The organism is Streptomyces sp. NPDC016845 (assembly GCF_044332585.1).
Classification (GTDB): Bacteria; Actinomycetota; Actinomycetes; order Streptomycetales; family Streptomycetaceae; genus Streptomyces.
The window spans coordinates 86,755-103,391 of sequence record NZ_JBIRPI010000012.1 but is presented as its reverse complement, the minus strand read 5'-3'; the positions used below and the strand labels follow the sequence as shown (position 1 = coordinate 103,391).

Annotated in this window: 15 protein-coding genes; 9 read left to right on the top strand and 6 right to left on the bottom strand. The window is 73.0% G+C overall.

Annotation, left to right across the window (positions count from 1 at the left end):
* Positions 1–283: 283 nt before the first annotated feature.
* Entirely contained in the window at positions 284–1,363 is a 1,080-nt protein-coding gene (locus ACH4RC_RS26245; protein ID WP_398205317.1) for a mechanosensitive ion channel family protein, read from the top strand.
* Between the two features lie 33 nt (positions 1,364–1,396).
* Here the strand turns inward: ACH4RC_RS26245 and ACH4RC_RS26240 are convergent, their stop codons facing one another.
* The 3 genes from ACH4RC_RS26240 to ACH4RC_RS26230 form a co-directional block, all read right to left on the bottom strand.
* Complete coding sequence (locus tag ACH4RC_RS26240; RefSeq protein WP_398205316.1) at positions 1,397–2,767, bottom strand: FtsX-like permease family protein; 1,371 nt, start codon at positions 2,765–2,767, stop codon at positions 1,397–1,399.
* A gap of 122 nt (positions 2,768–2,889) precedes the next feature.
* Complete coding sequence (locus tag ACH4RC_RS26235) at positions 2,890–3,636, bottom strand: ABC transporter ATP-binding protein (protein WP_398205314.1); 747 nt, start codon at positions 3,634–3,636, stop codon at positions 2,890–2,892.
* Entirely contained in the window at positions 3,633–4,190 is a 558-nt protein-coding gene (locus ACH4RC_RS26230; RefSeq protein WP_398205312.1) for a PadR family transcriptional regulator, read from the bottom strand. The genes ACH4RC_RS26235 and ACH4RC_RS26230 overlap by 4 nt, the downstream gene beginning before the upstream one ends.
* Positions 4,191–4,406: 216 nt before the next feature.
* Between ACH4RC_RS26230 and ACH4RC_RS26225 the strand changes: the two genes are divergently transcribed.
* From ACH4RC_RS26225 to ACH4RC_RS26200, 6 genes are all read left to right on the top strand, one after another.
* Positions 4,407–4,619: a hypothetical protein gene (locus ACH4RC_RS26225; protein ID WP_398205311.1), complete on the top strand. Its 213-nt coding sequence runs from the start codon at positions 4,407–4,409 to the stop codon at positions 4,617–4,619.
* On the top strand, positions 4,616–6,811 hold the full coding sequence (gene malQ, locus ACH4RC_RS26220; RefSeq protein ID WP_398205309.1) for a 4-alpha-glucanotransferase: 2,196 nt from the start codon (positions 4,616–4,618) through the stop codon (positions 6,809–6,811). The genes ACH4RC_RS26225 and malQ overlap by 4 nt, the downstream gene beginning before the upstream one ends.
* A gap of 20 nt (positions 6,812–6,831) precedes the next feature.
* Positions 6,832–7,071: a hypothetical protein gene (locus ACH4RC_RS26215; RefSeq protein WP_398205308.1), complete on the top strand. Its 240-nt coding sequence runs from the start codon at positions 6,832–6,834 to the stop codon at positions 7,069–7,071.
* Between the two features lie 169 nt (positions 7,072–7,240).
* Entirely contained in the window at positions 7,241–8,776 is a 1,536-nt protein-coding gene (locus tag ACH4RC_RS26210) for an FAD-dependent monooxygenase (protein ID WP_398205306.1), read from the top strand.
* A 26-nt stretch (positions 8,777–8,802) separates the two neighbouring features.
* On the top strand, positions 8,803–10,083 hold the full coding sequence (locus tag ACH4RC_RS26205) for a histidine kinase (protein ID WP_398205304.1): 1,281 nt from the start codon (positions 8,803–8,805) through the stop codon (positions 10,081–10,083).
* Positions 10,047–10,691, top strand: coding sequence for a LuxR C-terminal-related transcriptional regulator (locus ACH4RC_RS26200; protein ID WP_398205303.1), 645 nt, complete (start codon positions 10,047–10,049; stop codon positions 10,689–10,691). Before ACH4RC_RS26205 ends, ACH4RC_RS26200 begins: the two co-directional genes overlap by 37 nt.
* A 73-nt stretch (positions 10,692–10,764) precedes the next feature.
* Here ACH4RC_RS26200 and ACH4RC_RS26195 read toward each other — a convergent pair whose 3' ends face one another.
* Positions 10,765–11,259 (bottom strand): GNAT family N-acetyltransferase, encoded by a 495-nt coding sequence (locus ACH4RC_RS26195; RefSeq protein ID WP_398205301.1) that lies wholly within the window; start codon positions 11,257–11,259, stop codon positions 10,765–10,767.
* Between the two features lie 39 nt (positions 11,260–11,298).
* On the opposite strand from ACH4RC_RS26195, the gene ACH4RC_RS26190 reads away from it, so the two are divergent.
* Complete coding sequence (locus ACH4RC_RS26190) at positions 11,299–12,231, top strand: LysR family transcriptional regulator (protein ID WP_398205299.1); 933 nt, start codon at positions 11,299–11,301, stop codon at positions 12,229–12,231.
* Positions 12,232–12,352: 121 nt separating this feature from the next.
* The gene (gene alc, locus ACH4RC_RS26185; RefSeq protein ID WP_398205297.1) at positions 12,353–13,477 is read left to right on the top strand and encodes an allantoicase; all 1,125 of its coding nucleotides are present in this window, start codon (positions 12,353–12,355) and stop codon (positions 13,475–13,477) included.
* A 13-nt stretch (positions 13,478–13,490) separates the two neighbouring features.
* Here alc and ACH4RC_RS26180 read toward each other — a convergent pair whose 3' ends face one another.
* Together ACH4RC_RS26180 and pepN are read right to left on the bottom strand one after the other, a co-directional pair.
* Positions 13,491–13,757 (bottom strand): DUF6332 family protein, encoded by a 267-nt coding sequence (locus ACH4RC_RS26180; protein WP_398205295.1) that lies wholly within the window; start codon positions 13,755–13,757, stop codon positions 13,491–13,493.
* Between the two features lie 259 nt (positions 13,758–14,016).
* On the bottom strand, positions 14,017–16,590 hold the full coding sequence (gene pepN / locus ACH4RC_RS26175; RefSeq protein ID WP_398205294.1) for an aminopeptidase N: 2,574 nt from the start codon (positions 16,588–16,590) through the stop codon (positions 14,017–14,019).
* Between the last annotated feature and the right edge of the window lie 47 nt (positions 16,591–16,637).

Here is a 16,637-nt window from a genome sequence, read left to right as displayed (position 1 = left end):
GCGGCGCGTGGCTCGCGCCGGGACGATCTCGTAGCCAGTCTCCCCTCCTGGCTGGTCGTGGCGCCACCATCTCCACGTAACGGCCTTGGAGTGTTTTCGACCACACGTCCTTCATCCCCAGGTGAGCACCGTCTCTCCCTCGAACATCACAACGATCCCCACACAATGCCCCGTTAGTGTGGTGGGTCTGCCCGCTCCTGTCCCAGAGCCGTCCGCAAGGCCGAGCCGACTCAGAGCCGTCCCCCGAGCGGCGGGCATATGGCTACACCTGGAGGTACCTGCCGTGATCTTGTCCGTCCTGTCGGCCGTGGGGGCGAGCGACTCCGCGTCCGACTCCCCGCAACCCACCCTCAAGGACGCCCAGGAACAGGCCGGACAGGCCGCCAGCTGGGTCGAGCAGAACTGGTCCGCCTGGCTGGCCATCGGTCTGCGCGTGCTGCTCATCGTGGTCATCGCGTGCGTACTGCGCGTCGTCATACGCCGCACCATCACCAAGCTCATCGACCGGATGAACCGGACCGCGCAGGCCGTCGACGGCACCGCGCTCGGCGGGCTGCTCGTGAATGTGGAGCGGCGGCGGCAGCGTTCGCACGCGATCGGGTCGGTACTGCGTTCGGTCGCCTCGTTCCTGATCATGGGTACGGCGGCGCTGATGATCCTCGGCACGTTCGAGATCAACCTGGCGCCGCTGCTCGCGTCCGCCGGTGTCGCGGGCGTCGCGATCGGCTTCGGCGCCCGCAACCTGGTCACCGACTTCCTCTCCGGCGTCTTCATGATCCTGGAGGACCAGTACGGCGTCGGGGACAGCATCGACGCGGGCGTCGCCTCCGGCGAGGTGATCGAGGTGGGTCTGCGCGTCACCAAGCTGCGCGGCGACCAGGGCGAGATCTGGTACGTGCGCAACGGCGAGGTCAAGCGGATCGGCAACCTCTCCCAGGGCTGGGCCACCGCCGGTGTCGACGTCACCGTCCGCGCCGACGAGGAGCTGGACCGGGTGAAGGCGGTGCTCTCCGAGGCCGGCGAGGCGATGAGCAAGGCCGAGCCGTGGAACGAGATGCTGTGGGGCCCCGTCGAGGTGCTCGGCCTGGACAGCGTGCTGCTCGACTCGATGGTGGTCCGCGTCACCGCCAAGACCATGCCCGGCAAGTCCCTGACCGTCGAGCGCGAACTGCGCTGGCGGATCAAGCGGGCCTTCGACGAGGCGGGCATCCGGATCGTCGGCGGCGTCCCGGTCCAGGTGGACGGCGAGGCGCCGGTCGCCGACCCGACCGCGGGCATGGCGGCGCCCTCCGCCTACGCCTCCGCCACCTCGCCGCAGTCCCTCGCCGCCTCCCCGATACCGCCGACGAACCTGGCCAAGTAGCCGCCCGGCCCTCCTCGCGTGCGTGAGCCAAGCTCACGCCGTCCGCAGCCGGCCCGGTCGCACCGAGCGGCGCAGCAGCGGCAGCGCCGTCGCCGCCGCCAGGAGGCAGACCGCGTAGACCGCGAGCGGGACGAGGAGGGGCGGCGCCCAGGCGACGGCCTGGCCTGCGACGTCGGCGTACGCGATGTGGATGGCCGTGCCCCCGAGCGTGGCCAGGGCGAGCGCGGGCGCCAGCGGCAGCGCCGTCTCCAGGAGCAGCGCCCGGGTCAGGATCCGGCGCGGCACCCCGGCGGCGACCTGCGCGGCGAGCGCCCGGCGGCGCGTGGACAGCGACTCGGCCGTGCCCACGGCGACCGCCGCCACGCTGATCACCAGGGCGATCAGGACGGCCGCCGCGGTGAGGTCGAGGCCGAAGGTGTAGTAGTCCATCGGCGCGGCGGTACGGCCTTGGCGTTCGATGCCACGCAGGTCGGCCAGGAAGACCTGGCGGACTCCGACCAGGGCGACGCCGACGACCGAGACAAGGACGATCGCGGCGTGGCTGCGGGCCGCCGCCCACGGGTCCTCCTGGAGGCGGGCCGCGGCGAGCAGCACGGCGGGGTCGTCGGTGCGGTCGGCAAGGCGCCGGCCGATGGCCCGCGCCGACGCGCCCGCCACCCAGACGGCGCCCGCGCCGGTCAGCACGACCGCGCCGAGCACGAACAGCGGAAGTCCCGCGACACCGGCCCGGGAACCGCGGCTCATGAGCGCCCCGACGCCGAGGACGACGACGAGCGCGGGCAGGAACAGCGCGGTCAGCGGCCTGGGCCCGTGCCGCGGCCGCTCCCGGCGGACGTGCCCGAGCGGCGACGCGATGACCCGGTGCAGTGCGACCTCGCTCACCAGTGCGGCCAGCACGGGGATCAGCACGACGACGGCGACGAGGACCGGCCAGGCCACACCCGGCGGCGTCCAGCCCACGACCGGCAGCGCCACGGCGAACCCGGCGAACCCGGCCAGGGTCCCCGCCAGGCAGGCGAGCCCCGCCTCGAGCGCCGCGATCCGCCGCACCTGCTTCGGCCCGGCGCCCGCGAGCCGCAGGTTCGCCAGCCGCCGGTCGCGGTGGACCGCGCCGATCCGGGCGCACTGCCCGAGGAAGCCGAGCACGGGGACCAGCAGAAGCAGCAGCCCGGCGACGATCCCGTGCCGGGTGCCCGGCTGGTCGAGCAAGCCGTGGCCGTACGAGAACGAGTACTGGCCCCGGACGCTCAGCAGCGCGACGGCAACCGACGCGAACCCCGTCGCCACGGCCGCGCCGATCGCGGTGAGCGCGGCCCGCCGCCGTTCGAGCCGGTCGGCGCCGTGCGTCAGCAGCCAGGCGAGACGCATATCGGAGCGCAGACGTCTCGAACGCGTCGAACGCATGGGGCTTCTCGGACTCGTCGAACGCATCGGGCTGGACGGACTAGACGGGCTCGCCGGGCCAGACGGGCTCGCCGGACTCGACGAACGCGGCGCACTCGCTGAACTCGACGAACGCGGCGCACTCATCGCGTCACCTCCGCGGATGCGGCATCGCCCGCCACAGCGCCCGGGACCTGGATCCCGTACGCCCCGGAGGCGTCCTGCACACCCCCGTCGCGCAGGCTCACCTCCCGGTCCGCGTACGCCGCCACCTGCGCCTCGTGCGTCACGAGGACCACCGCCGTGTGCGTCTCGTGCGCGGTGTGGACCAGGGAGGTCAGGACCTGCTCCGTCGCGAGGGAGTCGAGCGCGCCGGTCGGCTCGTCGGCGAAGACGACCTTCGGCTCGGTGACCAGGGCGCGCGCGAGGGCGACCCGCTGGGCCTCGCCGCCGCTCATCTCGCCCGGCCGCAGCTCGCGCCGGCCGCGCACCCCGAACCGCTCCAGCCAGGCGTCGGCCTCGCCGCGCGCCGCCGCGCGGGGGCGGCCGGCGAGGAGCAGCGGCAGGGCGACGTTGTCCAGGGCCGTCAGCTCCGGGACGAGCTGCCCGAACTGGAAGACGATGCCGAAGTCGGTGCGGCGCAGCTCGCTCAGCCGTTCCTCGTCGAGCCGGCCGAGGTCGCGCCCGTCGTACGTCACCACGCCCGCGTCCGGGCGGACGATGCCGGCCAGGCAGTGCAGCAGCGTCGACTTGCCGCTGCCGCTGGCGCCCGTGACGGCGAGGATCTCGCCGCTGCGTACCTCGACGTTCGCGCCGCGCAGAGCGGGCGTGCTGCCGTACGACTTCGTGAGCCCCTCGGCGCTCAGCAAGGGGGACAAGGTGGTGCTCATGTGCCGGTGACCTCCGCGGTCAAGGTGGCGAGCCGGGCCGCGGTGGTGGTCATCCAGCGCAGGTCGGCGTCGAGGTGGACAAGGGCGTAGTCGGCGGAGAGGACGGTGGTGAGGTCTGCGCCGGGCGCGCTCTTCACGGCGGTCAGCTCCCGCATGCGCGCCATGTGCGCGGCGCGCTGGGCCAGCAGATGAGCGGCGGGATCGGCGCGCCGGGTGCCGGAGCCCCGCCCCGCGACGAGGATCGACACGACGACCTTGGCGAAGATCTCGTTGGCGACGTGCGGCGCGGGGGGCGTGATCTCACCGGCCCAGCCGAGGAGTTCGTCGCGGCCGCGCTCCGTGGCGCGGTACAGCGTGCGTTCGGGTCCGCCGTCGGAGTCGGTGCCGTCGACCTCCACGAGGCCGTCGCGGACGAGCCGTTGCAGCGTCGTGTAGACCTGCGCGTAGGCGAGGGGGCGGGCCTGCGGGAACCGCTCGTCGTGGCGCCGCTTCAGGTCGTAGCCGTGGCGCGGACCGGCGACGAGCAGACCGAGCAGGACGTGACGGGTGCTCATGCGCCACATTATGTACTGCGTATATGTACTGAGTACATAGCTCGGCAGGGTGGGTGACGAGTGGGCGAAGTTCTTCCGGTTTTCCGCGCTTCCTGGTCAACTTCTTCTTGCCGCCCACAATGTGAGCAGCAACACGTTGTCCGCCCGTACAGGTCTGCGGTCGTGTCCTTTGGGTAGGACTTCGGATCCAGCAGCCCTCTACCGAAGGAGGCCCTCGTGGCCGCATCGGCACACCTTCTGCTCTCGGCTCTCTCCAAACAGGCGGACACCACCACGGTGGGCGCCGACACCACCACCTGCTCCGCCGAGCCCCCGCTGACCAGCGAACCGCCCTTCGCCGACTACGCGCCGCTGACCTCCGAGCCGCCCCTCACCGACGCGGCCCCGCTGACCTCCGAGCCCACTTCGAGCGGCCTGGCCGCGGGATGAGCCTGGGCCGGCTCGCCGAGCTGTACGGCGTCGCCACCTCATACTCCCCAGCGCCGGACACCACCGTCCGCGCCTCCGACAAGGCGGTCACCGCCGCGCTCGCCGCGCTCGGCGTGGACGCGAGCACCCCGGACGCGGTGCGGGGCGCGCTGGCCGCGCGGGAGGCGGAAACGGCGGCGCGGTTGCTCCCGCCGACCGTGGTGTGGTGGCTGGGGCGCCCGAGCGAGGCGGGCCCGAAGGGGCCGGAGCAGCCGAAGGGATCCGAGGGGCCGGAGCGGCCGGAGCGGCCCGAATGGCTGAAAGGGCTGCCGGACGGCACGCGGTTGACCCTGACATCGAGCACGGCGTCCACGGCATCGGGTGCGTCACCGGCAGCGGAGCCGGGCGGCTGGACATACCGCCTCCGGAGCGGCGAGGGCCAGGCCGCCGACCAGCGACAGCCCCCGCCCGGCGTACACACGCTGACCGTCGAGACCCCGGCCGGCGTCACCGCGACGGCCCACCTCGTCGCCGCCCCGCGCAAGGCCCCGCTCCCGCCCGAGCGGACGCACGGCCTGCTCGTCCAGCTCTATTCCCTGCTCTCCAGCCGTTCCTGGGGCATGGGCGACCTCGCCGACCTGGCCGATCTGGCGTCCTGGTCGGCGCGTACGCACGGCACCGGTTTTCTGCAGGTCAACCCGTTGCACGCGGCGGTTCCCGCCGGTCCTGAGGGCGGCACGGACCCGTCCCCGTACCGGCCGTCCTCCCGCCGTTTCCCCGACCCCGTGCACCTGCGGATCGAGGACATCCCGGAGTACGCGTACGTCCCGTCGTACGCGGGCGAGGCCGCCCCGCTGCGTGACGCCGTGCTGCGCGACGCGGGCGGGCTCATCGACCGGGACGCCGTCTGGGCGCTGAAGCGGCAGGCGCTCGAAGCGGTGCACGCCGTTCCGCTCACGCCCGGACGCCGCGCCGCCTACTGGGACTTCCTCGCGGAGCAGGGCACGGCCCTGGAGGACCATGCCACGTACAGCGCGCTCGCCGAGGTGCACGGGCCCGACCGGCGGACCTGGCCGATCGCGCTCCAGGACCCGCGGTCCCCGGAGACGGCGCACGTGCGGCGCGAGCTGATGGACCGGGTCGACTTCCACAGCTGGCTGGCCTGGTTGACCGACACGCAGCTGGTCGCCGCGCAGCGGGCCGCCCGTGACGCGGGCATGCCGGTCGGGCTCGTGCACGACCTCGCGGTCGGGGTGCACCCGGGCGGCGCCGACGCGTGGGCGCAGCGCGACGTCTTCGCGCAGGGGATGAGCGTCGGGGCGCCGCCGGACGCGTTCAACGCGCGCGGCCAGGACTGGGGCCTGCCGCCCTGGCGCCCCGACCGCCTCGCCGAGACCGGCTACGCGCCCTTCCGCGACCTCCTGCGCCACCTGATGCGGCATGCGGGAGCCGTCCGTATCGACCATGTGATGGGCCTGTTCCGGCTCTGGTGGATCCCCGAGGGCGAGGAGCCGACCGAGGGGACGTACATCCATTACGACGCCGAGGCGATGCTGGCGGTGCTGCTCCTGGAGGCGTCGCGTTCGGGCACGTACGTCATCGGCGAGGACCTGGGCACGGTCGAGCCGGGCGTGCGGGAGCGGCTGCGCGAGGGCGGCGTCCTCGGCACGTCGGTGCTGTGGTTCGAGCGGAACTACCCGCCCGTCGGCGACGGCAGCCCGGTCCCGGCCGAGGAGTGGCGCACCGACTGCGTGGCCACGGCCACCACCCACGACCTGCCGTCCACGGCGGCCCGGCTCTCCGGCGACGACGTACGGCTGCGCGAGCAGCTCGCGCTCTCCACGGCGACGCCCGCCGAGGCGGCGGCGGAGATCGCGGAGTGGCTCGCCCTGTTCGCGCGGCTCGGGCTGCTGCCGCGCGGGTGTCAGGACGACGAGGAGGAGGCCGTGCGGGCGGTGCACCGTTTCCTGCTGCGCACTCCGGCGCGGCTCGTCGGCGTCTGGCTGCCCGACCTCGTGGGCGACCGGCGGCCGCAGAACCTGCCCGGCACCTGGGCCGAGTACCCCAACTGGCGGCTGCCGGTCGCCGACGCCACCGGTCGCCCCGTCACCCTGGAGGAGCTGACCGCCTCACCGCGCGCGCACGCGCTGCTCCAGGTGTTCGCGGGAACGGACACGCCCCTTACAGACCCCCCGGACGCGCGCGGCGTTTGAGCGTTCGCTACGTTGGCATCGTGGACAAGAAGAACGCCCTGCGCGCCGGCGCCCTGGCCTCCGGTACGACGCTGATGATGCTGCTCATGTCGTCCCCCGCGCTCGCCCTGACGCGCGACGACGGCGACGACCCGGGCCCGGGCCTGAGCGTGCTCGACACGCTCGGCCTCTACGTGGCCGCCCCGATCGTCATCTTCCTGGTGATCGCCGGTCTCGTGATGCTCGGCGACAAGTCGCGCAAGCAGCCGAAGCAGGGCTGAGCCGCAAGGCCGACCCGCAGAGTCTCCCCGTCGAGGGCACCCGTCGCGCATGCGTGACGGGTGCCCTCGACGCGTTTGCGGGGCGAACAGGGCTTCCTGGTTACCGCAGGGAGGCAGCACCATGGACGGGCCGCTACGGGCACCACCCGGAGACTCGCAGGAGGCCACCATGAACGGCACCGGGCACGAGGGCACCACGAACGACGGCACCACGAACGACCGCTCCGTCCTGGTCGTCGGCGCGGGCCCCACGGGGCTGCTGCTCGCCGGGGATCTCGCCGCCGCCGGGGTTCCCGTGACGGTCGTGGAGCGGCGCAGCCACGAGATCAGCAACCTCTCCCGCGCCTTCGTCGTGCACGCCCGCACCCTGGAGCAGCTCGACGCGCGCGGTCTGGCCGACGGGATCGAGGAGAAGGGGCAGCCCCTCGACCGGCTCCGCCTCTTCGGCAGCCTGTCGATCGACCTGGGCCGGCTGCAGTCCCGCTTCAAGCACCTCCTCGTCATCCCGCAGTACGAGGTCGAGAAGGCGCTGGAGCGGCGGGCCGTCGACGCCGGGGTCGCCTTCGCGTACGAGACCGAGGTGCTCGGCCTGGTCCAGGGCACGGACGGGGTCACGCTCCAGGTGCGGGGGAAGGGCGGGAAGCGGGCGGAGATGAGCGCGGCGTACGTCGTCGGCACCGACGGCATGCGCAGTGTCGTACGGGGCGCCGTGGGACTGCCGTTCCCCGGCAAGTCCGTGATCCGTTCCGTCGTCCTCGCCGATGTCCGCCTCGCGGAGCAGCCGGAGAACCTGCTCACGGTGAACGCGGTCGGCGACGCCTTCGCCTTCATCGCGCCCTTCGGCGACGGCTACCACCGCGTCATCGGCTGGCACCGGGCGCGCAACGTGCCCGACAGCGAACCCCTCGAACTCGACGAGATCAAGGAGATCGCCCGGCTCGCCCTCGGCCGCGACTTCGGCATGCACGACGCCCGCTGGATGTCCCGCTTCCACAGCGACGAACGGCAGGCGCCCGCCTACCGCGTGGGCCGCGTCCTGCTCGCGGGCGACGCCGCGCACGTCCACACCCCGGCGGGCGGCCAGGGCATGAACGTCGGCCTTCAGGACGCCGCCAACCTGGGCTGGAAGCTGGCGGCGGTCGTCAACGGCCGGGCGCAGGACGCCTTGCTGGACACGTACGAGGCCGAGCGCCACCCCGTCGGCAAGGCGGTGCTGCGCAGCAGCGGCGGCATCGTGCGGATGGCGATGGCGAAGCGGCCCTGGACGCTCGCCGCGCGCGCCGCCGTCACCGGCGTCCTGGGCCGGGTCGGCCCCGCCCGTGCCCGCGCGACCGGCCAGATCACCGGCCTCGGCGTCGCCTACCCAGCCCCGAAGGGCGCCCATCCGCTGGTCGGCAGGAGGGTGCCCGACGTGGCGCTCGCGGGCGGTACGCGGCTCTACGAGGCGTTGCGCGCGGGCCAGTTCGTGCTGATCCTGCCGGAGGGGACCGCGTACAAGAGCGACGGGGTCCGCGTCGCGCACTGGGCGAGCGACCGGCGCACCGCGCTGCTCGTACGGCCCGACGGATACGCGGCGTGGGCGGCGCGGGACGTGCCCGCGGAAGCGGGAGCGGAGGGCGGAACGGAACCGGGCGCGGAAGTGGGAGACAGGGGAGATAAGTCCACCGACTTGCCCGCGGACTTCGCCTCATACTCGTTGCGGTAGCCGGACGAGCAGGGGAGCTGGGCGACATGGCGAGCGCGGGGGACGTCAGACGGCAGGTGGAGGCGGTGCGGCGCAGTGCGCGGCTGTGGTGGCTGTCGGTGGTGGCGGTGCACTGGTCGACCATGGTGCACCTCGCCGTGTGGACCCCGGTCCCGGGGCTGCTGCCGAGCTCCGCCGCCGGGATGCGCCGCCTCGTCGACCGCGAACGGGCGCTCGCCGCCGAGTGGTCGGGGATCACGGTGGAGGCGACGCCCGCCCCGGCGACGCGCGAGAAGGAGAGCCGGAACCTCCTCGCCCGTTACCGGTGGCTGTTCGGGGACGCGCAGCGGTTCCGTGAGTGGCGGTGGACGACGATGTACTCCTTCGTCGGCGGCCTCATCGCCTGTGTTCCCGGTGCCCTCGTGCTGTACGGGGCGTGGGGCCTGTTCCTCGCCGTGTTCGGCCCGGACCTGTCGCGGGACGCAGGATGGGGCGGCCTCTGGTACATGTTCGTCCCGGTCCGGAACCTGCCGACCGGCGTCCTCGCGGGCCTGCTCGGCCTCGCCGTCGCCAGGGCAGGCCTGTACCTCGCGCCCGGCGCCGTCGACCGGCACGCCCGCTTCGTACGGGCCACGCTCGCCCCGAGCGAGCAGGAGCTGATGGCCGCCCGCATCGCGCACCTGTCGGCGACGCGCTCCGACGCCGTCGACACCTCCGCGGCCGAACTGCGGCGCATCGAGCGGGACCTGCACGACGGCGCGCAGGCCCGGCTCGTCGCGATGGGCATGACGCTCGACGCCGCCGAGCACCGGCTCGCCGACGACCCGGAGGCCGTCCGCGCCCTGCTCGCGGAGGCCCGTGCCTCCTCGGTCGCCGCGCTCCAGGAGCTGCGCGACCTCGTGCGCGGCATCCACCCGCCGGTCCTCGCCGACCGCGGGGTGGCCGACGCCGTACGGTCGCTGGCGCTGCTCAGCCCGTTGGACGCGGAGGTCACGGTCGATCTCGACGGGCGGCCCGACGCGCCCGTCGAGTCCGCCGTGTACTTCGCCGTCGCCGAGGCCGTGACGAACGCCGCCAAGCACGCCGACGCCGAACGGCTGTGGATCGACATCGGCTACGACACCGTCCGCGCCGCCCTGCGCGTCAGCGTCACCGACGACGGGCGCGGCGGCGCCGACCCGGCCCTGGGCAGCGGCCTGGCCGGCATCGAGCGCCGCCTCGCCACCTTCGACGGGGTCCTCGCCGTGAACAGCCCGCTCGGCGGCCCGACCCAGATCTCGATGGAGGTGCCGTGCGCGTTGTCGTCGCCGAAGACCACTTCCTGCTGAGGGACGGTCTCGTACGGCTCCTCGGTGCGTACGGTCATGAGGTCGTCGCCGCCGTCGACAACGGCGACGAGCTGCACAAGGTCCTCGTCGAGGAGCGGCCCGACGTGGCCGTGGTCGACGTACGGCTGCCGCCCGGCTTCAGCGACGAGGGCCTGCGCGCGGCCCTCGCCGCCCGCGCACGGGTTCCGGGGCTCCCCGTGCTGCTCCTCTCGCAGTACGTGGAGCCCCTGTACGCGCACGAGTTGCTGGCCGATGGCGCGGGCGCGGTCGGCTATGTGCTGAAGGACCGGGTGACGAACGGCTCCGAGTTCCTGCGCACCATCGAGCAGGTCGCGGGCGGCGGCACGGTGATGGACCCCGAGGTCGTCTCGAAGCTGTTCGCCCGCAAGGTCCGTGACCGCAGGCTCGGCTCGCTGACGGCGCGCGAGCGCGAGGTCCTGGGGATGCTCGCGCAGGGGCGCTCGAACGCGGGGGTCGCGGAGGCGCTGTTCGTCACCGAGAAGGCGGTCGCCAAGCACATCGGCAACATCTTCACGAAGCTCGGGCTGCTCCCGGGGGAGAGCGACAACCGGCGGGTGCTTGCGGTGCTGGCGTACCTGGAGGGCTGAAGCGCCCGAGCGGGTACTCCTCGTTCCGGCCCGCGTTCCCGGCCCGCGTTCCCGGCCCGTCACAGTGGCCCCGTCACAGGGGCCCCACCTCCATCAGCGGCAGCACCCGCCCCGGCAACGACCCGGAGGGGACCGTGCCGACCCGGCGACCGCCCATGGCCTCGTAGAACGGGACCGCGTTGGGGTCCGCGGCCCAGCCGAACCGGGCGAAACCGGCGGCGCGGGCCGCCTCCCGCACATGGCCGAAGAGGAGCCGCCCCACGCCGCCGCCGATCGCGTCCGGGTCGACGAACATCAGGCCCAACTCACCGCGCGGCGGCTGCCCTTCGAGCGTCGCCAGGCCGAGGAGCCGCCCGTCCGGCGCCTGCGCCACCACGGTCCTGCGCGCCTCGACCTCCTCCGGCCGCAGCGTCAGCTCGTCGACGCACGCCGCCATGAACGCCTCGTCGTACCCCCAGTGCGCCTTCGAGCGCAGGGCCAGCGCGCTCAGCTCGGCCGCCTCTTCGGGCCTGGCCGCCCGGATCCGTACCGGTTCCACCGGCTCCACCGTCCGTACCGTCTGCCGCATGACGTCAGCGTAAGTCGCCGCCGGGTTACGTTGTGGCGCATGAGCGAGTACGAGCCGGAGCCTGCACGGAGGGTGTCGACGAAGGCGCCCGACCGGTGGGACATCAAGAAGCTGGTCATCCTGCGGACGCTGCGGGAGCGCGGCACCGTCACCGCCACCGCGCAGGCGCTCCTGATGACGCCGTCCGCCGTCTCGCAGCAGCTCACCAACCTCGCCAAGCAGCTCGGCGTGCCCCTCCTCCAGGCCCACGGGCGACGGGTCCGGCTCACCGACGCCGCCCACCTCGTCCTCGCGCACGCGGACGCCGTCCTCGCCCAACTGGAGCGCGCAGACGCCGCGTTGGAGCAGTACATGCACGGGGAGGCGGGCGAGGTGCGGGTCGCCGCGTTCTCCACCGCCGTGCCCGCCCTCGTCGTGCCCGCCGTACGGGCGCTGCGCGCGGCGCACCCCGGGATCACCGTCCGCGTCCGCGAGGCCGAGGCGGGGGAGGCGTACGAGCTGCTCGCCTCCGGCGACGTGGACCTCGCGCTCTCGCTCGCCGCGCACGCGCCGACCGCCCGCGACCCGAAGTTCACGCGGGTGCCGTTGCTCGCCGACCCGCTGGATGTCGCCCTGCCCGTCGGCCACCCGCTGGCGGCGGAGCCGGGCCCGCGCCTCGCCGACCTCGCGGGCGAACCCTGGATCTTCGGCGGCTCCGGGCCCTGGTCCGAGATCACCATCGCCGCGTGCGAGGCCGCCGGGTTCGTGCCCGCGCAGGCGCACAGCGCGGCCGGGTGGACGGCGATCCTCGCCATGGTCGAGGCGGGGATGGGGGTCGCTCTCGTGCCGAGGATGGCGGCGGCGCGGCGGGACGGCGTGGTGATGTGCGCGCTGGGAGCCGACCGGCCCGTACGGCATGTGGTGGCGGCGGTGCGGAAGGGGGCGGAGGAGGGGGCGACGGTGCGGAGGGTGTTGGAGGCGTTGCAGGTGTGAGCGGTGCTTACGGGTATGCGGCGGCCCGGCCTGTTGTTGGACCTATTGTTCAGCTGACCTGAACGACAACCTCGTAAAGATTCGATGGACCTAAGTGGTCCGCCGGGGCGACAGTACCCGCATGACAACGACACCCGCCCATGAGGACCCGCACGCCAACGACGCCGCCCCCTACGCGGGCGGCGACCCGTACGCCGACTACCGCACCTTCGGTGACCCCACCGGGTTCGACCAGCTCGTCGACCTCGCCGACCGCCGGCTCGGCGCCGGGGTCATCGCCGCCAACGACGAGTTCTTCGCCCAGCGCGAGAACCTCCTTATACGTGAGCGGGCCGTCTTCGACCCCGAGCACTTCGGGCACAAGGGCAAGATCATGGACGGCTGGGAGACGCGGCGGCGTCGCGGCACGGCCGGCTCGCCGTTCCCGGCGCCGCAGGACCACGACTGGGCGATCGTGCGGCTCGGCGCGCCCGGCGTGATCCGCGGCGTCGTCGTCGACACGGCGCACTTCCGCGGCAACTACCCGCAGCGCGTCAGCATCCAGGCGGCGGCGGTGCCGGGGGCGCCCGGCCCCGAGGAGCTGCTCGCCGACGACGTGAAGTGGGAGGAGCTGGTTCCGCCGAGCCAGGTACGGGGCCACGCCGCCAACGCCTTCGCCGTCACCGGCGAGCGCCGCTTCACGCACCTGCGGGTCTGCCAGCACCCCGACGGGGGCATAGCCCGCCTCCGCGTGCACGGTGAGGTCGTACCCGACCCCGAGTGGCTCGACCTGCTCGGCACGTTCGACCTGGTCTCCGTACTCAACGGGGGTGTGTACGAGGACGCGTCCGACCGCTTCTACTCCTCCCCGACCCAGATCATCCTGCCCGGCACCTCCCGCAAGATGGACGACGGCTGGGAGAACCGGCGCCGCCGCGTCCACGGCACCAACGACTGGGTCCGCTTCCGGCTCGCCGCACAGGGGGAGATCCGCGCGGTCGAGATCGACACGGCTTACTTGAAGGGCAATTCGGCGGGGTGGGTCGCGTTGAGCGGGCGGGACGGGGAGTCCGGCGAGTGGTTCGAGATCATCCCGCGTACGCGGCTGCAGCCGGACACGTTGCACCGGTTCCCGCTGGGGGAGCGGGCGGTGGCCACACATGTGCGGCTGGACGCGTTCCCTGACGGGGGTGTGGCGCGGATGCGGCTGCACGGGGTGCTGACGGGTGCGGGGCGGGCGGCGCTGCGGGAACGGTTCGGCGGATAGGTGGGCCCGGGGTCTAGCGGCCCAGGCGGCGGGCTCGGTCGAAGCGGAGCAGTACGGCTACGGCCCGCCAGATGCCTGCGGCGCAACCCAGTACGGTGCCTGCCACGCGGATGCGGTGCTCTGTGTGCGGTGCCAGGTTCCAGATCCAGGTGGGGGCGGCGAACAGGGCGCAGAGGAGGCCCGCGAGCAGGGCGCCGGTGAACAGCGCGAAGCCGATCTCGACCGTCATCGCGTCCTTCTCCCAGCGTGATTCACGCCCCGAGTCCGCACCTTCGTCCATAGGGCGAGTGTCACACGGAGCGCCGTGGTCGGGGGCGTGGTCGGGCGAGCGCGCGTCTCGCCGCGCCTTCCCTCGCCCACGGCGCGCCCCTGAGATGTCGCACGAAGTGCGCATCTCAGGGGCGCGGGGAACTGCGCGACCGGCCACGACGAGACCCGCAGGCCGCGATGGACCGTGGCGGGGCAGACGGTGAACGGCTCCTCAGGGGGCCCGCCGGGTCGTAGCCGCGGCACGACTACGACCCGGCGGACGCGGAGCGCTACGCGTCCGCGGCCTGCGCGCGAAGCGCCCGCTCGACGCCGGCCCGCGACTCGGAGACCAGCCGCCGCAGCGCCGCGCTGGGCGACGCGGACGCCAGCCACTCGTCCGTCCGGGCCAGCGTCGGCTCCGACACCTGGACCGCCGGGTACAGCCCGATCGCGATCTGCTGGGCCATCTCGTGGGAGCGGGCGTCCCAGACCTCACGCAGCACGGAGAAGTACTTCTCGGCGTACGGCGCGAGCAACTCCCGCTGGTCGGTCTGGACGAAACCGCCGATGACCGCTTCCTGCACGGCGTTGGGCAGCTTGTCCGAGTCGATGACGGAGGCCCACGCCTCCGCCTTCGCCTCGGGGGTGGGCCGCGCCGCACGCGCGGTCGCCGCGTGCCGCTCACCGGCGGCGGTGCGGTCACGCTCGTACTCGCTGGCGATCTCCGGCTCGTCGAACCGGCCGACCGCCGCGAGCCGCTGCACGAACGCCCACCGCAGCTCGGTGTCGACGGCGAGGCCCTCGATGGTCTGGGTGCCTTCCAGCAACCCTTCCAGGACGTCGAGCTGCTCCGGCGTGCGGGCCGTCGCCGCGAACGCGCGCGCCCACGCGAGCTGGTGGTCGCTGCCCGCCTCGGCCGTACGGAAATGGGTCAGCGCCGCCTCTGTCCAGCGGGCGAGGAGGGTGTCGCGGTGGGCCGGGGCCGCGTACAGGTCGATGGCGAGCTTGACCTGGCGGTGCAGGGACTGCACGACGCCGATGTCGGACTCCTTGGCGATGCCGGAGAGGACCAGGTCGAGGTAGGCGCTGGTGGACAGCTCCGCGTCGCGGGTCATGTCCCAGGCGGAGGCCCAGCACAGGGCGCGCGGCAGGGAGGACTCGAAGTCGCCGAGGTGCTCGGTGACGACGGCGAGGGACTGCTCGTCGAGGCGGACCTTGGCGTAGGAGAGGTCGTCGTCGTTGAGCAGGATCACGGCCGGGCGGCGCTTGCCGACCAGCTCGGACACGGACGTCGACTCGCTCGCGGTGACGTCGAGTTCGACGCGCTCACCGCGCACGAGCTTGCCGCTCGCCTCGTCGAGGTCGTACAGGCCGATGGCGATGCGGTGCGGCCGCAGCGTCGAGGTGCCCTTCGCGCCCTCGGGCAGCGCCGGGGCCTCCTGGCGGACCGCGAAGGACGTGATGACACCCTGCTCGTCGGTTGCGATCTCGGGACGGAGGACGTTGATGCCGGCCGTCTCCAGCCACGCCTTCGACCAGGACTTCAGGTCACGGCCGCTGGTCTCCTCCAGGGCGCCGAGGAGGTCGGACAGGCGGGTGTTCTTGAAGGCGTGGCGCTTGAAGTACGCCTGCACGCCCCGGAAGAACTCGTCCTCGCCGACGTACGCGACGAGCTGCTTGAGGACGGAGGCGCCCTTGGCGTACGTGATGCCGTCGAAGTTGACGAGCACGTCGTCGAGGTCGTTGATCTCGGCCATGATCGGGTGCGTGGAGGGCAGCTGGTCCTGCCGGTAGGCCCACGTCTTCATGGAGTTGGCGAACGTCGTCCACGAGTGCGGCCACTTCGAGCCGGGCGCGTACGCCTGGCAGGCGGCCTCGGCGTAGGTGGCGAACGACTCGTTCAGCCACAGGTCGTTCCACCACTCCATGGTGACGAGGTCGCCGAACCACATGTGGGCCAGCTCGTGCAGGATCGTCGCGGCCCGCACCTCGTACGCCGCGTCCGTCACCTTCGAGCGGAACACGTACTGGTCGCGGATGGTGACCGCGCCCGCGTTCTCCATCGCGCCCGCGTTGAACTCCGGCACGAAGAGCTGGTCGTACTTGGCGAACGGGTAGGCGTAGTCGAACTTCTCCTGGAACCAGTCGAAGCCCTGCCGCGTCACCTCGAAGATCGCGTCCGAGTCGAGGTGCTCGGCGAGCGAGGGGCGGCAGTAGATGCCGAGCGGCACACTCTGCCCGGTCCCGGCGTTCTCGTACGAGGAGTGCACCGAGTGGTACGGGCCGACGATGAGCGCCGTCACGTACGTCGACATGCGGGGCGTCGGCTCGAAGACCCAGACGTCGTCCTTGGGCTCGGGCGTCGGCGAGTTCGAGATCACCGTCCAGCCGCTCGGCGCCTTCACGGTGAACTGGAACGTGGCCTTCAGGTCCGGCTGCTCGAAGCTCGCGAACACGCGCCGCGCGTCCGGCACCTCGAACTGCGTGTACAGGTACGCCTGCTCGTCGACCGGGTCGACGAAGCGGTGCAGGCCCTCGCCGGTGTTCGTGTAGGCGCAGTCGGCGACGACCCGCAGCTCGTTCGCCCCCTGCTCCAGACCGGCCAGCGCGATGCGCGAGTCCTGGAAGACGGCGGCGGTGTCGAGGGAGCGGCCGTTGAGGACCACCTCGTGCACGGTCGGCGCCACCAGGTCGATGAACGTCTCGGCGCCCGCCTCCGCGCTGTCGAAGCGCACGGTGGTCACCGAACGGTAGGTGCCGCCCTCCTGCGCGCCGGAGAGGTCGAGATCGATCTCGTACGAGTCAACGGTGAGCAGCTTCGCCCGCTGCTGCGCCTCTACGCGGGTCAGATTGGTGCCAGGCACGCGGTCATCTCCTAGTGCGGTTACGTGTCGTTCTGCGGTCGGGACGT